Source organism: Blautia sp. DFI.3.45 (genome assembly GCF_020593505.1).
GTDB lineage: Bacteria > Bacillota > Clostridia > Lachnospirales > Lachnospiraceae > Blautia_A > Blautia_A wexlerae.
Genome location: NZ_JAJDMI010000034.1, coordinates 1 through 17,658 on the forward strand (window position 1 = coordinate 1; position 17,658 = coordinate 17,658).

A 17,658-nucleotide genomic window follows, 5' to 3' on the forward strand; every position below is an offset into this window, starting at 1 on the left:
ATGTACTTTATTTTGTGTTAATTTATACGCAAAAAGGACTTTTTCAGTGGCCTTCCTATAGAGGTGAGGGAATTCTTGCTACGGTTGTTAAACAAAAGAATACCGCTGTGTAATGTAACAAAAAAGACCCTGAAGAACTGTATTTCTACAATTCTCCAAGGTCAAATTTTACGTTTGGACACTTTAGGGCTAGTTGGCTATTTTACCTCTTTAGAGGATATTTAGCTTTGCCCCTTAACAATATACTAATTATGCATTCTTCTCAGCGATAGCTGCCTGTGCTGCTGCAAGACGAGCGATCGGTACACGGAATGGTGAGCAGGATACATAGTTAAGACCGATCTTGTGGCAGAATTCTACAGAAGACGGATCTCCACCATGCTCGCCGCAGATACCTACGTGAAGGTTCGGGTTAACCGGTTTGCCGAGTTCGATAGCCATCTTCATCAGCTTGCCAACGCCAACCTGATCCAGTTTTGCAAATGGATCGTTCTCGAAGATCTTAGCGTCATAGTATGCGTTGAGGAATTTACCTGCATCATCACGGGAGAAGCCGTATGTCATCTGAGTAAGGTCGTTTGTACCGAAGCAGAAGAAGTCTGCTTCTTTAGCGATCTCATCAGCTGTAAGAGCTGCTCTCGGGATCTCGATCATTGTACCAACTTCATACTGAAGGTCAGAACCAGCGGCTTTGATCTCAGCATCAGCTGTCTCAACTACGAATTTCTTAACATATTTAAGCTCTTTTACATCGCCAACAAGTGGGATCATGATTTCCGGTTTGATTGTCCAGTCCGGATGAGCTTTCTTAACTTCGATTGCTGCGCGGATAACTGCTGTTGTCTGCATCTTAGCGATTTCAGGATAAGTAACAGCAAGACGGCATCCACGATGTCCCATCATCGGGTTGAACTCATGAAGAGAAGCGATGATAGTCTTGATCTGCTCTACAGTTTTGCCCTGAGCATCTGCAAGTTTCTTGATGTCAGCTTCATCTGTAGGAACGAACTCATGAAGAGGCGGATCCAGGAAACGGATAGTAACAGGGTTACCTTCCAGAGCTTCAAAGAGACCTTTGAAGTCATCCTGCTGATATGGAAGAACTTTTTCAAGTGCTTTCTCTCTCTCTTCTGCTGTTTCGGAGCAGATCATTTCACGGAATGCATCGATACGTCCCTCACCGAAGAACATATGCTCTGTACGGCAAAGACCGATACCTTCTGCACCAAGCTCTACAGCTTTCTTAGCATCTGCAGGAGTATCTGCGTTTGTACGAACTTTCATTGTTCTGTACTTGTCAGCCCATGCCATGATGCGTCCGAACTCACCAGCGATTGTAGCGTCTACAGTCGGGATGATTCCGTCGTAGATGTTACCGGTTGTACCATCGATGGAGATGAAGTCTCCTTCGTGGAATTCTTTACCAGCAAGTGTGAATTTCTTGTTTTCTTCGTCCATAGCGATATCACCGCATCCGGATACACAGCACTCACCCATACCACGGGCAACAACTGCTGCGTGAGATGTCATACCACCACGAACTGTCAGGATACCCTGAGCAGATTTCATACCTGTGATGTCTTCCGGAGATGTCTCAAGACGTACAAGTACGACTTTCTCTCCTCTTTCAGCCCATTCAACAGCGTCATCAGCTGTGAATACGATCTTACCGCAAGCAGCTCCAGGAGAAGCGCCAAGGCCTTTACCCATTGGTGTAGCAGCTTTCAGAGCAGCAGCATCAAACTGTGGGTGAAGAAGAGTATCAAGGTTACGTGGGTCGATCATAGCTACAGCTTCTTCTTCTGTTCTCATTCCCTCATCAACAAGGTCACAAGCGATCTTTAAAGCAGCCTGAGCTGTTCTCTTACCGTTACGTGTCTGAAGCATATACAGTTTACCATGCTCTACAGTAAACTCCATATCCTGCATGTCTCTGTAGTGTTTTTCAAGTGTTTCGCAAACCTGTTTGAACTGTACGAATGCTTCCGGGAATTTCTGTTCCATTTCGGAGATGTGCATAGGTGTACGAACACCGGCAACAACGTCTTCACCCTGAGCATTTGTAAGGAATTCACCAAACAGACCGTTAGCTCCTGTAGCAGGGTCACGTGTGAAGGCAACACCTGTACCACAGTCATCACCCATGTTACCGAATGCCATCATCTGTACGTTAACAGCTGTACCCCAGGAATACGGGATATCGTTGTCACGACGATATACGTTCGCACGTGGGTTGTCCCAGGAACGGAATACGGCTTTGATAGCACCCATTAACTGTTCCTTAGGATCAGTTGGGAAATCAGCACCGATTTTTGCTTTATATTCAGCTTTGAACTGTTCAGCTAATTCATGAAGGTCTTCTGCAGTAAGTTCAACATCCTGCTTAACACCTCTTTTAGCTTTCATCTCATCGATAAGTTCTTCGAAATATTTCTTTCCGACTTCCATAACTACATCAGAGTACATCTGGATGAATCTTCTGTAGCAGTCCCATGCCCAACGAGCATTGCCGGATTTTTCAGCAAGTACGTTAACAACGTCTTCATTTAAACCAAGGTTCAGGATAGTATCCATCATACCTGGCATAGAAGCTCTCGCACCAGAACGAACGGAAACAAGCAGAGGATTTTCTTTGTCACCGAATTTCTTTCCGGTAACTCCTTCCATTTTGGTGATTGCTTCCATGATCTGAGCCATGATCTCATCATTGATCTGTCTTCCGTCTTCATAGTACTGAGTACAAGCTTCTGTTGTGATTGTGAAGCCCTGAGGTACAGGAAGACCAAGGTTTGTCATTTCAGCAAGGTTGGCACCTTTACCACCCAGAAGGTTTCTCATATTAGCGTTACCTTCTGTAAACATGTAAACCCATTTTGCCATTTTACATTTTCCTCCTAAATTATTGTTCTTTTGTAACTATTCAGCATTCTGTTGTGAAGTAACTGAACAGCCACACCTTTCGCACATAAGTAAATATATGTTTCTTATACGCACATAATTATTTTATAGAATTTGTGTCATTTCGTCAAGGTTATTCTGCTAAAATTAGCTAAAATTTTTATACATTCTGCATAAAGTGATTTATTTTATTATTCTTATTATTGTTAAGGTTTTCTCAGTCCTTTATTCTGGTCTTTATCTACATTTTTCTCTCACATCTCATATATAACAGGAAAAAACGGGAAGCAAAACAGATAAGTTGATCTGCCCGGCTGCCCGTTTATAATTTTTATCAATTATTTCTTTCTGCCTTTTTTCATGTTCAGTACCAGATGTCTCGGCATACCATTTACCATAATAGGCTGATAATCTCCCTGGATCAGAGGTTTAATATAGTCTACAAAATCCTTAGTTACGTTTGTAGCATCTTTATTCATCCATTCTCTCGGAACAAGTTTCTCCTCATTTGCGATTCTGTGTACATCGTAGATACCTGTAGCTGCCATGTAGGGATCATCGGAAACACGGTCGATAACAACCATCTTACCTGTGTCACCTTCATCTGCAGCTTTAACTGCAGCACCACCTACCATGAATGCTTCATCAATATCCACTCTGGATGCCATGTGGGAAGCACTTCTCTGTAATGTGGAAAGTTCAACAGCTCTTGTCTTGCATCCGCACTCCGCTGCCAGGAAGTTTGCCAGATAAGTGGCTGTTCCCTGAAGCTGTTTGTGTCCAAATGCATCCACATAGTCTCCCACGCTTCCAAGCTCACATACATATCTTCCGTCTGCCAGCTTGATTCCCTCGGAAACTGCGATTACAATAGATGCTTTTTTATTCAGAAGATCTTTTACTTTTGCAAGGAATTTCTCAACATCAAAAGGCACTTCCGGCAGATAGATCAAATCCGGTCCGTCGCAGTCCTCAGATTTTGCCAGTGCTGTGGCACCTGTAAGCCATCCGGCATTACGTCCCATGATCTCCATGATCGTAATCATATTTTTCTTATAAGTAAGTCCCAATGCATCGCGGATCACTTCTTTTGTGGATGCGCCGATATATTTTGCAGCACTTCCGAATCCGGGTGTATGGTCTGTCAGCGCCAGGTCATTGTCGATTGTTTTCGGAACACCAAGGAACTTCTGAGTCTGTCCTGTGAGAATCGCATAATCAGACAGTTTCTTGATCGTATCCATGGAATCATTTCCGCCAATGTAGATAAACGCATAGATATCCAGTTTATTTAAGATCTCAAAAATTTTCTCATAAATTGCTTTATCTTCGTGAATCTCAGGAAGCTTGTAACGACAGGAACCTAAAAATGCAGATGGTGTTCTCTTGAGTAATTCGATATCCAGTTCTGAATGAATCTGTGTTGACAGATCAATATACTGTTCATCCAACAGTCCCTGAATGCCGTGAAGCATTCCGTATACTTTGTCAAATCCTCGTTCAATGGCATTCTTATAAACTCCGGCAAGACTGGAATTGATTACTGCAGTAGGTCCTCCTGATTGTCCAACAATGATATTTCTTTTTTTCGCCATAGCAATGACCTCCTTGTTTTCACGTTTTGTTCATTATGTCTTAGAGTGTGTCTGAAAAATGCTTTACGCAAGATGTGTGTCACAATTTTTCAGACACACTCTGGTCCCGCAGGACTCGTTGAGGTAAATTGTAACAAATATTTTTTTATTCGTCAATCATTTATTGTGGTTTTTACACATATAATTTCTGTATTTCGTCACTATATCAGTGTATTTTTCAATTTACCACGACATTTCAGATCTATTTTTGTATATTTATAACTATAATTAATCCGGCCCATGTGTTATACTTATAGACAGATTGATTCCGGCATCAACTTATAGCAATCAAAACCTTTTTAAAAATTGTCGGACATCAATGTCCGTGACTATTCGGTACCTTCGCAGTTACGAACCAAAATGCATTTCAAATCACCTTCGGTGATTTGCAGAATACTGCCAGCTGAACAGTTACACAATATTTATCGATCAAGGAGGATTCATTTATGATCCATACAATTGAAAACGACTATCTTAGAGTATCTGTAGACGATCATGGTGCTGAGCTTTGCAGCATTTTTGATAAAGTACATAACAGAGAAGTGATCTGGCAGGCAGATCCGGCTTACTGGAAACGCCACGCACCGGTTCTTTTCCCTAATGTGGGACGTCATTTTGAGGATCACTATCGTATTAATGGAGTCGAATATCCCTCCAGTCAGCATGGGTTTGCCAGGGACAGCGAATTTACCTGCGTGGATATGACTGCTGATTCCATCACCCATAGGCTGAAATCTTCTGATACCACAAGAGAAAATTATCCATATGATTTTGAGCTGAAGACCAAGCATGTTCTGGAGAAGAACCAGGTCAGTGTATGCTGGGAAGTGATCAGCCTTAATGATGAAACCATGTATTTTACAATTGGCGGCCATCCTGCATTCAATGTACCTGCCGGAGGAATTGGCTCCCAGGAGCAATATCATCTTACTTTCGACGGCCGGGATTCCCTCTCCTATCTGCTGATCGACATGTCATCAGGCACCGCGGTCGCAGATAAAGCTTATACACTGGAGCTTGAGAATGGTTCCTGCCTTATTGATGCTCACATGTTTGACAAAGATGCCCTTATTTTTGATGACCAGATTGAAAAGGCCGGCATCGCTTTCCCTGACGGAACTCCTTATGTGGAACTGATCTGTCATGGATTTCCAAGCTTTGGCATCTGGTCCGTCCCGGGTTCTCCTTTTGTATGTCTGGAACCATGGATGGGACGCTGTGATGATTTTGGATTTAAGGGCGAGCTTCCGAAAAAGAAATATATCAACACTCTGAACAAGGATGAAATTTTTACTGCATCATATGAAATAAAAATTTATTAATTTTCTCCATTTATCCTGAAAGCTGTGCTATAATGTCACAGTATATGAAAGTCATCCTGTCCGGTATCCACGAATTTACCCATGCAGACATGACTGATTCATGGCAGCCACTCAGGACTTTCATAGAAAAACACAGGAGGAAATTTCCATGACTAGAGAAGAATTTCAGAAGCTGACACAGGATGTTGTACTGCTCGACGGTGCTACCGGTTCCAATCTTATGGCCGCCGGAATGCCAAGAGGAATCTGTACAGAAGCATGGATCATGGAGCACAAAGAAGTTCTGCAGAATCTGCAAAAGGCTTATGTTGAAGCAGGAAGCCAGATCGTATACGCACCTACTTTCGGCGGAAACCGTTACAGTCTCGGACTTCACGGACTGCAGGATAAGCTTGCGGAAATGAACCATGCACTTGTAAATATTTCCAGAGAGGCAGTAGGACATAAGGTCTATGTTGCCGGTGATATTACCACAACCGGAAAGATGATGGAGCCTGCCGGTGATCTCACCTATGAGATGGCATATGAAACATACTGTGAACAGATTAAGGTTCTTGAAGATGCAGGTGTTGATCTGATCGCTGCGGAAACCATGATCAATATCGAGGAAACACTTGCTGCACTGGATGCTGCTGCATCCATAAGTTCTCTTCCTGTAATGTGTACAATGACCGTAGAAGCTGACGGAAGCATTTTCAGCGGAGGAAATGCTGTGGAGGCTGCGATCGCCCTTGAGGGTGCAGGTGCTGTGGCAGTTGGGATCAACTGTTCTGTAGGACCTGACCAGCTGGTATCCGTTGTCCGCAATATCAAAGAGAACGTATCCATTCCTGTCATCGCCAAACCTAATGCCGGTATGCCGACGATTGATGATCAGGGAAATGCCATTTACAGTATGGACGCCAAAAGCTTTGCAGAACATATGAAGGTTCTGATCGAAAATGGTGCGTCTGTTGTCGGAGGATGCTGTGGTACTACTCCGGAATTCATCCGCGAGATAAGCAGAAGCCTCGGAAGATAGATTTTGTATCTTCGACAGCCATAGTCAGACGAATAACGAATATTCGCAGCCAAAGCAGGGAACTTTCCTGATTCGGTTAAAGAGGGATATGACTCAAAAAAGCACATAACTTAGGATAGAATCTGTCTCAATCCGAGATATTCTCATCCTCTGTTATGTGCTTTTTGGTAATTGTCCGGCTTTCCTCTGTCCTGATCCTGCGAAAATACCATGGCAATTCTATAAACAGTTGCGCTTTTTATTATCTGCTTTTCATCTACTTCACTTTGATTGCTTTTTTCGGGCACATCTCCTGGCAGCAGAAACAGCGGATACACTTTCTGTAATCATATACCGGCGGCTTTCCTTTGCCTTTTCTGAAATCCACAGCTTTCCCCGGAACCGGACAGCTCTGCACACAGATCCCGCAGCGGACACATTTATCAGCTTCTATATATGGTTTTTTCTGAAAAATGTTTAACGCTCCCGCCATTCTTGTCCAGATATTCTTTCGCACTTCTGTGCGGTCTACATTAAAAGCCGGATTTCCGTATTTTTTCACTGCCTCTGCCATGGAAATCTCCCCGTCTGGTGTCAGAAGGGTAATCTCCTCTTCTTTCCATGTACCAAGTCCCATTTTCTCGCCATGATAGTTCGTCGGAACCATCTCCGGTTTCAGATAAACCAGACGGCTGAATACACTGTCCAGTGCAACCGGATCTGTGGACATCAGCAGTACATTCATAGGAACCGGATCTCCCGAACCCGGTCCGTTGCCCTCCATGGCCACGATCCCATCCATCACATACAGCTTCGGTGCCACACATTTATTCAGATCAATAAGCATTCTGGCAAAGCTGTCTGCACTCGGGTACTGCGTGTGCCCCTTCGCTTTATGGAATCCATATACAAACCCATAGCTGTTCTTAACCGCACCGGTGATACGTTCTAATGCATGTGTTTTCATCTTGCTCAGGGAAATCACACAGTCCTGCTCCAACAGTTCTTTTGGCAGGATAAATTCCTTTGCCTGGACTCCCTGCGGATAAGCAGTTTTCACGCCCTCAGAATAATCAACAGCCGGAATATGATATTTCTCCAGATAAGTATCCATTCCTGTTCCGCGAATCACTGCCTGAGTGGTTCCATGACCGCAGGAATCTGCAAGCACAATATTCTCATACCCACTTTCACGCAGGATTCCCGCAAAAACTCCTACTACAACCGGATGTGTGATCACTGCTTTCTCTACCTCTGCTTTTTTCAGCAGATTCGGCTTCAGCAGGATCTTCGCATCCTTTGGAATCAGAGTCTCCACTCCACCCAGAAAATCCAGCCCCTGTTTCAGCAGCATATAGATTTTTTCTTCATCATATTCCCGGCAGGGAAGTAATACCACTTTACTTTTCACCAAATTCACGCACCTTTATCATCTCCGGACAGATCCACCTGTCTCAGTGCTTTTCTTACCGGCAAAATACATGCCGGCACTACAGAGAGACAGTCCACACCCATCCTCAGAAATTCTTCTGTCAGGGCAGTGTCTGCTGCAAGTTCCCCGCAGATACAGACACGTCTATTTTCTGCATGTCCCGCTTCGATCACCATTTGAATCATACGCAGCACTGCCGGGTGATGGTCATTATATTTCTTGCGCAGAAGCGGATTCTGTCTGTCCATCGCCAGTGTATACTGACTCAGGTCATTGGTTCCAAGACTCAGGAAATCCACTCTTCTGGCAAGCTCCCGGCTGATCATGACTGCTGCCGGAGTCTCGATCATGATTCCTGTCTTAATATGTTTATACGGAATTCCTTTTTCATCCAGCCCGATCTTTACTTCCCGGATAATCTCTTCGATCTCATCCATTTCCTCTTCTGAGCTGATCATCGGATACATCAGCGCCAGGTTTCCATAGGCACTCGCCCTGAAAATTGCCCGAAGCTGTGCCTTGAACATTCTTTTTCTGTCAAGGCAGAGACGGATTCCTCTGTTCCCCATGATCGGATTTGTCTCGTCCGGGATATTCAGATATTCTGCCTGCTTGTCTGCTCCGAGATCTGCCGTACGGATCACAGTGAGCTTTTCTCCCATAGTCTCCGCAATCTTTTTGTATGCAAGAAACAACTCATTTTCACGAGGATAATTTTCTCTTCCAAGATACTGGAATTCACTGCGCAGAAGACCAATCCCGGCAGCTCCGTAATACAGCACACTGTTCAGGTCATCCATATTTCCGATATTGGCATAGATTTCAATTTTTCTGCCATCTTTTGTGATATCCGGTTCTCTCCTTAATTTCAGAAGTTCTTCTCTTTCTTCTTTATCAGCCTGCCTGCGGATCTCATATTCTTTTTTTACCTCTTCATCCGGATCAATATACAAAGTTCCAGTATATCCGTCCACAATAGCCTGCCGTCCGTCCCACTCCGAATCTGTGTCAATTTCCAGCAGAGCCGGGATATTCATTGTTTTTGCCATAATGGCAGCATGAGACATATCGGAACCATGATGGGTAACAATAGCCATCAGTTTATCCTTATCCATCTCCATCAGTTCTGTTGGTGTGATACTCTCCGTCACAACGATCACAGGCTCATCTCCAAGATCTATCCTGGGAGAGATACCTCCCAGTTCACCGATCAGGCGGTCGGAAATCTCCCGCATATTATCCAGCCGTTCTTTAATCGCAGGCTCTTCCAGAGTTCTGAAAGTTTTAAGCATCTCGTCCCTTGTAGTCATTACCGCATAGGCAGAATTTACTTTTTCACTCTGTATGACACTCTCAATGGCACGTTGAAAGCTTTTTCCCTCCAGCAGATTCTTCTGTCTGAGAAAAATCTCTGCCTGGGTTCCCTGAATTATGCAGTTTTTTTCATATAAATCCTCCAGCTGTTCCATGACTCTGGTGCGCGCCTGCCGGAAAATATTCAGCTCTGTTTTCACATCTGTGATTTCGTACTGGCGCATCTGATATTCGCTTTTATGATAATACAGTATCTTACCGATGGCAATTCCGGAAAAGGCACCGGTTCCCTTGTAAACATCCATATTAACTCCTTAGTTGATTAACCCCTTAGTCGCAGGCAGCCTTAAATTCAGTCCAGTTCTTCTGATACTGTGCGTCTGCGTCCTGGCTTACATTCTGGACGATCTCGCCCTTTGTAACGTCATCCGGAACTACCAGATCCGGATTTACCAGCTCATCTGCTGCTTTATTTGTGCTGTAATAGCCGATATAGTCTGTACATTTCGCTGCAACCTCCGGCTGCATGATGTAATCCATGAAAGAATATGCCGCATCTTTGTCCGGCGCTTCACTTGGAATAAACATACCCATAATACCAAATCCAAGTCCTTCTTCCGGATATACCACCTTCAGATCAGGATTCTCAGCCAGAGCAGCTGTTACCTGAGAGGTATAAAGAAATGCAACACTTGCTTCTCCGTTGAGAAGTGCATTCTGTGTATTGTCATCCTGGATCAGACGTACATTCGGAGCAAGTTCCAGAAGCTTCTCTCCTGTTTTCTTGATCACGTCAACGTCCTCTTCATTCATGCTCTCGCCCATGGAAAGCTGGGTGATACCATTGAGCACACGATAGTTTGCAGTCAGTGCAATGCTGTCCTCAAGAGACGGATCCCAGAGGTCTTTATATCCTTTGATATCAATATCCACCTGTTCCGGATCATAAACGATCAGCGGGATGCCTGCTCCGTAAGGAACTGTGTATTCATCGTCTGGATCATAGAACTGTCCCTGATATAATGGGTTGATATTTTTGATATTCTCCAGAGAATCCTTGTCAAGCTTCTCTGCAAGTCCTTCCTGGATCGCAGTTTCCAGAATATAATCATCTGCGATCACGATATCATAGTCGCCGCCCTTTGCCATGGAAAGCTTCTCAAGCATGGTTTCATCTGTATCGAAGTTTGAATAAACAACCTTAACACCTGTCTCTTTTTCAAAATCGTCCAGAACTTCCTGCGGGAACATTCCTTCCCATGTAAAAAGTACAAGTTCTTTATCATCTCCTGCATCCTTAAATCCGGTAAATACAGATCCGGCCATTAATGCACACATCACTACTGCAAGTACTCTTTTTTTCATAAATGATCTCCCTTCTTATGCTCTGCATTGTTGTCTATATCAGTCACTGTCCGCCTTCCACTGTATCGGCAGACAGCGGCTATCCTTTTTTACTTTGCTTTTACTTTTGTCCAGAGTTCCGCAAATTTCTGCTTGATCTTTGGCTGCTGATAAGCAAAGATTTCGTTATTCGGGTTGGTTGTATCCGGAATATAAGAACTGATCCCGGCATAATCCCCCTCCTTCATTGTTTCAAAAGCACTCTTCACTGTAGAAGTATACCCTACTTCTTCCGTATTGGAAAGAGCAGATTTATCACTGATCATAAAATTGATGAATTCATGGGCAAGCTGTACCTCACTGCAGTCCTTTGTGATAACCATTGCATCATACCATCTGTTGGTTCCCTGTTCCGGTGTGAAGTAGTCCAGATTCGGGTTTTCACTGATAATGTAAGATGCATCTCCGGAGTACACAACTGCCAGCGCTTTGTTTCCTGAAATCATGTTGTCGATCACATCATCACCTGCATAGATCGGATCCATAGTGTCACGCTGATCGATCAGCCACTGATAAGCCTCCTCGATCTCAGACTCATTTGTAGTATTCATGGAATACCCAAGTGCTTTTAATGCTATCATAAAGGAATCTCTCTCAGAATCATACATGTAAATATTTCCTTTATATTTCGGATTACACAGAAGATTCCAGCCATCTTTCAGATCAGCCTCATCTACTACTGTCTTATCATAAAGGATTCCTACTGTTCCCCAGAAATACGGACAGGAATAACGGTTGCCCGGATCATAGCTCTGGTTCATGACATCATTCAGCAGATTTTTCTTATTCGGAATTTCTTTCCAGTCAAGTGCCTGCAGATATTCTTCTTTGATCAGTCTCTCAATCATGTAATCAGACGGGATCAGCACATCATAAGTCTCACCGCTTGAAAGCTTGGTGTACATCATCTCATTTGACTCAAAAGTCTCGTATACGATGGTACAATCATATTCTTTTTCGAAATCCTCCAGCAGGGAAAGATCCATGTACTCTCCTGCATTGTAAACTTTCAGCACATGAGTGGACTGCGCCACGAATCCCCATTTGATCAGCCCTGCCGTAACGGCAACAACCAGAACTACAGAGACAATTTTTACTGCTTTCCTGTTCAGCTTTCTGGCTTTATTCTTAAACTTCGGAAGCAGATTGGACAAAAGCAGTACCACGATGATGACTACGATCACGATGGTTGACAAAGCATTGATCGTCGGATTGATACGCTTTGTCATATTATATACAACAATAGAGATATTCTTTACACCATTTCCTGATACGAAATAGGAAATAACGAAATCATCAAATGACATGGTAAATGCAAGCAGCGCGCCTGCGAAAATACCCTCTTTGATCATCGGCACGATAACCTTTGTCAGAGCCTGAAAAGGTGTTGCCCCAAGGTCCATGGCAGCATTTGCCATATTCGGATCCAGAGCCCTTACCTTCGGATAAACGCTGGTAATTACATACGGGGTGCAGAACGCAATATGTGCCAGCAGCATAGTCAGATATCCTTTTCGAAATCCCAGAGAAGAGAACAAGAGCATCAGACTGATGGCAGTTACGATCTCAGGATTCAGAATCGGGATATTATTAATATTCAAAAGCAGTTCCTTGATTACCTTCTTTGATTTGGATAAACCGATCGCTGTAATGGTTCCAAGTATTGTAGAAACAATGGTCGCAATGATCGCAATGGTAACAGATACATAAACTGCCTTAATTACTTCCCCGTTACCGAGAAGTTCCTGATACCAGCGCAGGGAAAAGCCTGTAAATCTGGTCAGTGACTTGGATGAGTTAAAGGAAAAGATCATCGTCACCAGGATCGGCAGGTAAAAGAAAGCAAGGCAGAGTACTACATATAACATTGAGAAAAATTTATTATTACGTTTCATGCCGTCCTCCCTTATTCATCTTTATCCATCTTCTTCATCAGGCTCATAAAGATCAGAATGAGCACAGCCAGAATCAGAGAAATCGCACTTCCGAAGTTCCAGTCGCCAACAGAGATAAACTGAGACTCGATCAGGTTACCGATCAGCATGTACTGTCCGCCTCCGAGAAGTTTCGGAATAACGAATGTGGAAATAGACAGCAGGAATACCATCATGATTCCATTGAGCACGCCGGGGATGGACAATTTCCAGATAACCTTTGTGAAGGTCTGGAATTTATTTGCACCCAGGTCATAGGCAGCCTCGATAAAGGATTTATCCATCTTGCTCAGGGATGTGTGGATCGGGATGATCATAAATGGCATAAAGTTACAGACCAGACCAACCACTACGGAAAAGTCCGTATACATCATTGTCACCGGGGAAATCCCCAGTAATCCAAGCAAATGGTTGATGATACCATTGTCTGACAGCAGGTTCATCCATGCATAGGTACGCAGAAGCATATTGATCCATTCCGGAATAGTTACCAGCAGGATCAGAAGACTCTGGGATTTTTCCGGACATTTGGAAATAATATATGCCAGCGGATAGCCAAGTCCCAGACAGATGACCGTCGTCAGGATTCCAAGCTTAAAGGACTTGAAAATAACGCTCATATACGTAGCTTCCAGGAATTTGCGGAAATTCTCCAGGGTAAAGGAGAACGTCAGCACCTCGTTTCCGTCTTCTGTAAATGCATATAATGCGATCAGTATCAGCGGGATGACAATGACCACAAATGCCCACACAAGATATGGTTTGATAAGATTTCTGTACTGTTTCATCAGTAGCTTCCCATCTTACACATAACATGGATGTCTTCAGGCCCGAATTTCAGTCCCACTTCCCTTCCGACTTCCGCATAATCTGTGGTATGAACCATATAAGTACGAAGCTCTGTCTCGATCAGGATTTCATAATGCACACCCTTGAAGGTAATATTGCGCACGATTCCCCTGATCTTTGCCTGACCGGGATCTACGATATCCAGATCCTCAGGTCTTAATACAACTTCAATCTCTTCATTATCTTCAAATCCCTTATCCACACATTCAAACTCAAATCCGTCAAAAGCAACCAGATAATCACGGATCATGGTTCCCTCGATAATATTAGATTCACCGATAAAGCCTGCAACAAAACGGTTTTCCGGCTCATTGTAGATATCTGTAGGAGAGCCAATCTGCTGAATCTCACCGTTATTCATAACAACAACCGTATCTGACATGGACAGGGCTTCTTCCTGGTCATGGGTAACATAAATGAAAGTGATGCCAACTTCCTGCTGGATCTTCTTTAATTCTACCTGCATCTGTTTACGGATCTTTGCATCCAGTGCACCCAGGGGTTCATCTAAAAGCAGAACCTTCGGCTCATTTACCAGAGCTCTGGCAATGGCCACTCGCTGCTGCTGTCCACCGGAGAGCAGAGTTACATCTCTTTTCCCAAAGCCTTCCAGACCAACCATCTTCAGCATACGCTCCACCTTCTGGGCGATGACAGTTTTATCGACCTTCTTCAGGTTCAGCCCGAAACCGATGTTCTCCGCCACATTTAAATGAGGAAAAAGAGCATACTTCTGAAACACAGTATTAACCTCTCTCTTGTACGGGGGAAGCTTGGAAATCTCAATCCCGTTAAACAGTACTTCTCCGTCACTTGGTTCTTCAAAGCCTGCAATGATTCGAAGAGTGGTTGTCTTTCCACATCCGCTGGGTCCCAAAAGCGTCAGGAATTCCTTTTCGTAAATATCCAGATTGATGCCGCGCAAAACCTGCTGATCATCAAAATTCTTGGTCAGATTTTTTAACTCAATCAGTTTGTTCATCATCTTTTCCTTCCTCTGAATGTATTCTATTTTTGTTGCTATAGCATTTATTTTTTCTTCTTTGTTATCAGTGAATAAACAATAAAAATAACCAGTGTAGCTGCCAGCAGAATGGTACACAACGCATTGATCTCCGGCGTCACTCCCGTTTTCAGCTGTGTGTACACCTTGATCGGCAGCGTAGACAGACGCGGTCCGTTTACAAAAATACTTATTACCACATCATCCATAGACATGGCAAACGCAAGCAGCGAACCTGAAATTACCGCCGGCATAATTAAGGGCAACGTAATATCCCGGAAAGCCCGAAAAGGTCCTGCCCCCAGATCTCTGGCTGCCTCTTCCAGCGCCGGATCCATGCCTGCCAGTCTTGCCTTCACTTCCATCAGAATATAGGGCACACAGAATACCGTATGACCTATTAACAGTGTCAGCATGCCAAAGGGCAGGTTCAGCATATAAAAGAATGCCATCAGCACCATACCAAGGATAATCTCCGGTATCATTAACGGCAATATGGAAATATATTCCAGCGCCCCTTTTGACTTCCAGTGAATCCTTGATAACCCAACTGCACCCAGAGTACCGATCACTGCACTAACCAGACAGCTTAATACCCCAAGGATCAGACTGTTCACCAGTGCTTCCAGCATTGCTCTGTCATGGAAAAGTTCCTGATACCATTTCAGGGAAAAGCCTGTAAATTTCACTGGCAGTTTGGATTCATTAAATGAGAAAACGATCACTACTGCAATAGGGAGATACATCAGGAAGAAAATCAGCCCCATATAAAATCCGGCAAATCTTGAATTCTTTTTCATCCGATTCCCTCCAATTCTCTGGCATTTGTCACTTTCCTGTAGATCATGATCAGTACAGTTGTAAGTACCATCATCACCACAGCAAGTGCTGCTGCAAATGGCCAGTTACTTCCTCTTGTCATCTGATCCTGGATCAGGCTTCCGACAAGTACCACTTTATTTCCACCCAGGATATCTGCAATAAAGAACAGTCCCATGGATGGCACGAAAGTCAGGATCACACCCGAAAGCAGTCCGGGCAGTGTAAGCTTCAGTGTTATGGTAAAAAATGCCTGTATTCTGGATGCCCCAAGGTCTCTGGCAGCCTCCACATAAGACCAGTCCAGCTTCTCTGCGCTGGAGTATACAGACATGATCATAAACGGGAGAAGTACATAAATCATACCGATCACAATTGCCGGATAGCTGTACAGGATGGACAGCGGTTTCTCAATAATCCCGAGTTTTATCAATACAAAATTCAAAAGTCCTTTTTTCTGCAGAATAATGATCCAGCCATACAGACGGATCAGGGAATTTACCCAGAACGGCGTGGACAATAGAAGCTGTGCCTTTTTCTTTCTGTGCTCCGGCAGCCTCGCCATAAAATACCCGAACGGATAACCGATCAAAGCAATCACTATCGTACTGGTAAATGCCAGTTTCAGTGATTCCACAAATGTGTTCAGATATACAGGTTCCAGAATATTTCTGTAATTGTCCAGCGTAAATTTCCAGGTCACCCCAAATCCTCTGGACGGCGTAGCAAAACTAAGCGCCACCATATAGATAAGGGGGCATACCACAAATACAATGGTAAAAATGTACAGTGGAAGTGCCATCCATGCAGAACTGTCAGAACGGTTTCTACGCTTCTTCATGAATGTCCTCCCTGTCTACCAGTACTGCATCTGTCGGCAGAAAACTGCATCTTACTGTCTGGCCTTCTGCGACGAATGCGTCGATTCCGTATCTGCTGGCGATCAATTGTGTACCATCGCTCAGCTTCAGAGTTACACGAAGCTGACCTCCTGCGAAATTCTTCTCTGTAACAGTTGCCTGTAAACCTGATACACTATTCTTATTATGTGCATCCAAACTTCCGTCTGCCACACTTATATCAACAGCGTCTCTGTAATCTGTACCGGTATCACCGATTACAGCAGTTTCCTGTAACAATATATTTTCGCTTCTCACAGCCAGAGTTACTTTTTCTCCGGCTGACAGGTATTGTTTTACCCCTGTATCCTCTGTATTCTGCTGACTTGTTTCAAGCTTTACAATTACCCTGTCATTTCCAATCTTTACGATTGCATTCTCTCCCTGAATTCTCTCTGCAGCCCCATGCAGGATATTGGCATTTCCTACAAATGTTGCTACATAACTGGTCTTTGGATGATTATAGATCTCATCCGGTGTTCCGATCTGCTCAATACGTCCGTCCTTCATCACCGCAATCCTGTCAGACATGTTGATAGCTTCTTCCTGATCATGAGTGATATAGATAAATGTAATTCCCAGTTTCTTCTGCAGATGCTTCAGTTCTATCTGCATCGCACGACGAAGCTGCAGATCCAGTGCTCCCAGCGGCTCATCCAGAAGCAGTACTTTGGGATTATTCACCAGTGCTCTCGCAATGGCAACTCTCTGTTTCTGACCGCCCGAGAGTTCGGAAGGCTTTCTTTTTTCATATCCTTCAAGCTGCACCAGTTCCAGCATCTGTGCGACTTTCTTTTTGATCTCTCCTCTGGGAACTTTTCGCAGCTTCAGTCCATACCCTATGTTTTCCGCCACATTCATATGCGGAAAAAGAGCATAATTTTGAAATACAGTATTTACATCCCGTTTATCAGGAGGCAGTTTTGTCACATCCTGACCATTGATCCATACACTTCCACTGTCTGTCTGTTCCAGACCAGCAATAATACGCAACGTAGTAGTCTTACCGCATCCGGATGAACCAAGAAGAGTGACAAATTCTCCTCTGGCAACAGTAAGACAGATATCATCCAGAACATCTTCCCCGGGAGTAAAACTCTTTTTTATATTCTTTAATTCCAGTAAAATATCCGGCAATAGTATTCTCCTT

General features: G+C 43.8%; 13 protein-coding genes. 2 read left to right on the forward strand and 11 right to left on the reverse strand.

Going from position 1 to position 17,658, the window contains the following annotated elements; genetic code table 11:
• Positions 1 to 249: 249 nt before the first annotated feature.
• Positions 250 to 2,880: a pyruvate, phosphate dikinase gene (gene ppdK, locus LJE09_RS11970; RefSeq protein WP_055058049.1), complete on the reverse strand. Its 2,631-nt coding sequence runs from the start codon at positions 2,878 to 2,880 to the stop codon at positions 250 to 252.
• A gap of 356 nt (positions 2,881 to 3,236) precedes the next feature.
• On the reverse strand, positions 3,237 to 4,493 hold the full coding sequence (locus tag LJE09_RS11975) for a 6-phosphofructokinase (protein WP_008703460.1): 1,257 nt from the start codon (positions 4,491 to 4,493) through the stop codon (positions 3,237 to 3,239).
• A 485-nt stretch (positions 4,494 to 4,978) separates the two neighbouring features.
• On the opposite strand from LJE09_RS11975, the gene LJE09_RS11980 reads away from it, so the two are divergent.
• Together LJE09_RS11980 and LJE09_RS11985 are read left to right on the forward strand one after the other, a co-directional pair.
• Positions 4,979 to 5,854: an aldose 1-epimerase family protein gene (locus LJE09_RS11980; RefSeq protein WP_118669816.1), complete on the forward strand. Its 876-nt coding sequence runs from the start codon at positions 4,979 to 4,981 to the stop codon at positions 5,852 to 5,854.
• Positions 5,855 to 6,002: 148 nt separating this feature from the next.
• Positions 6,003 to 6,875 (forward strand): homocysteine S-methyltransferase family protein, encoded by an 873-nt coding sequence (locus LJE09_RS11985; protein WP_025577633.1) that lies wholly within the window; start codon positions 6,003 to 6,005, stop codon positions 6,873 to 6,875.
• A 256-nt stretch (positions 6,876 to 7,131) separates the two neighbouring features.
• Here LJE09_RS11985 and LJE09_RS11990 read toward each other — a convergent pair whose 3' ends face one another.
• From LJE09_RS11990 to LJE09_RS12030, 9 genes are all read right to left on the reverse strand, one after another.
• Positions 7,132 to 8,274, reverse strand: coding sequence for a DUF362 domain-containing protein (locus LJE09_RS11990; RefSeq protein ID WP_022381264.1), 1,143 nt, complete (start codon positions 8,272 to 8,274; stop codon positions 7,132 to 7,134).
• Positions 8,271 to 9,905: a phosphoenolpyruvate--protein phosphotransferase gene (ptsP, locus tag LJE09_RS11995; RefSeq protein ID WP_025577630.1), complete on the reverse strand. Its 1,635-nt coding sequence runs from the start codon at positions 9,903 to 9,905 to the stop codon at positions 8,271 to 8,273. Before ptsP ends, LJE09_RS11990 begins: the two co-directional genes overlap by 4 nt.
• A gap of 25 nt (positions 9,906 to 9,930) precedes the next feature.
• Positions 9,931 to 10,965 (reverse strand): polyamine ABC transporter substrate-binding protein, encoded by a 1,035-nt coding sequence (locus LJE09_RS12000; protein ID WP_118669815.1) that lies wholly within the window; start codon positions 10,963 to 10,965, stop codon positions 9,931 to 9,933.
• Positions 10,966 to 11,054: 89 nt separating this feature from the next.
• Positions 11,055 to 12,899: an extracellular solute-binding protein gene (locus tag LJE09_RS12005; RefSeq protein ID WP_055201226.1), complete on the reverse strand. Its 1,845-nt coding sequence runs from the start codon at positions 12,897 to 12,899 to the stop codon at positions 11,055 to 11,057.
• A gap of 11 nt (positions 12,900 to 12,910) precedes the next feature.
• Positions 12,911 to 13,726 carry an ABC transporter permease gene (locus tag LJE09_RS12010; protein WP_022381260.1) on the reverse strand — a complete coding sequence of 272 codons (816 nt, stop codon included), beginning with the start codon at positions 13,724 to 13,726 and terminating at the stop codon, positions 12,911 to 12,913.
• Entirely contained in the window at positions 13,726 to 14,772 is a 1,047-nt protein-coding gene (gene potA / locus LJE09_RS12015) for a spermidine/putrescine ABC transporter ATP-binding protein (RefSeq protein ID WP_020993963.1), read from the reverse strand. Before potA ends, LJE09_RS12010 begins: the two co-directional genes overlap by 1 nt.
• A gap of 44 nt (positions 14,773 to 14,816) precedes the next feature.
• On the reverse strand, positions 14,817 to 15,590 hold the full coding sequence (locus LJE09_RS12020; protein ID WP_025577620.1) for an ABC transporter permease: 774 nt from the start codon (positions 15,588 to 15,590) through the stop codon (positions 14,817 to 14,819).
• Entirely contained in the window at positions 15,587 to 16,450 is an 864-nt protein-coding gene (locus tag LJE09_RS12025) for an ABC transporter permease (RefSeq protein ID WP_118571072.1), read from the reverse strand. The genes LJE09_RS12020 and LJE09_RS12025 overlap by 4 nt, the downstream gene beginning before the upstream one ends.
• Positions 16,437 to 17,645: an ABC transporter ATP-binding protein gene (locus LJE09_RS12030; protein ID WP_173721248.1), complete on the reverse strand. Its 1,209-nt coding sequence runs from the start codon at positions 17,643 to 17,645 to the stop codon at positions 16,437 to 16,439. The genes LJE09_RS12025 and LJE09_RS12030 overlap by 14 nt, the downstream gene beginning before the upstream one ends.
• Positions 17,646 to 17,658: the final 13 nt, after the last annotated feature.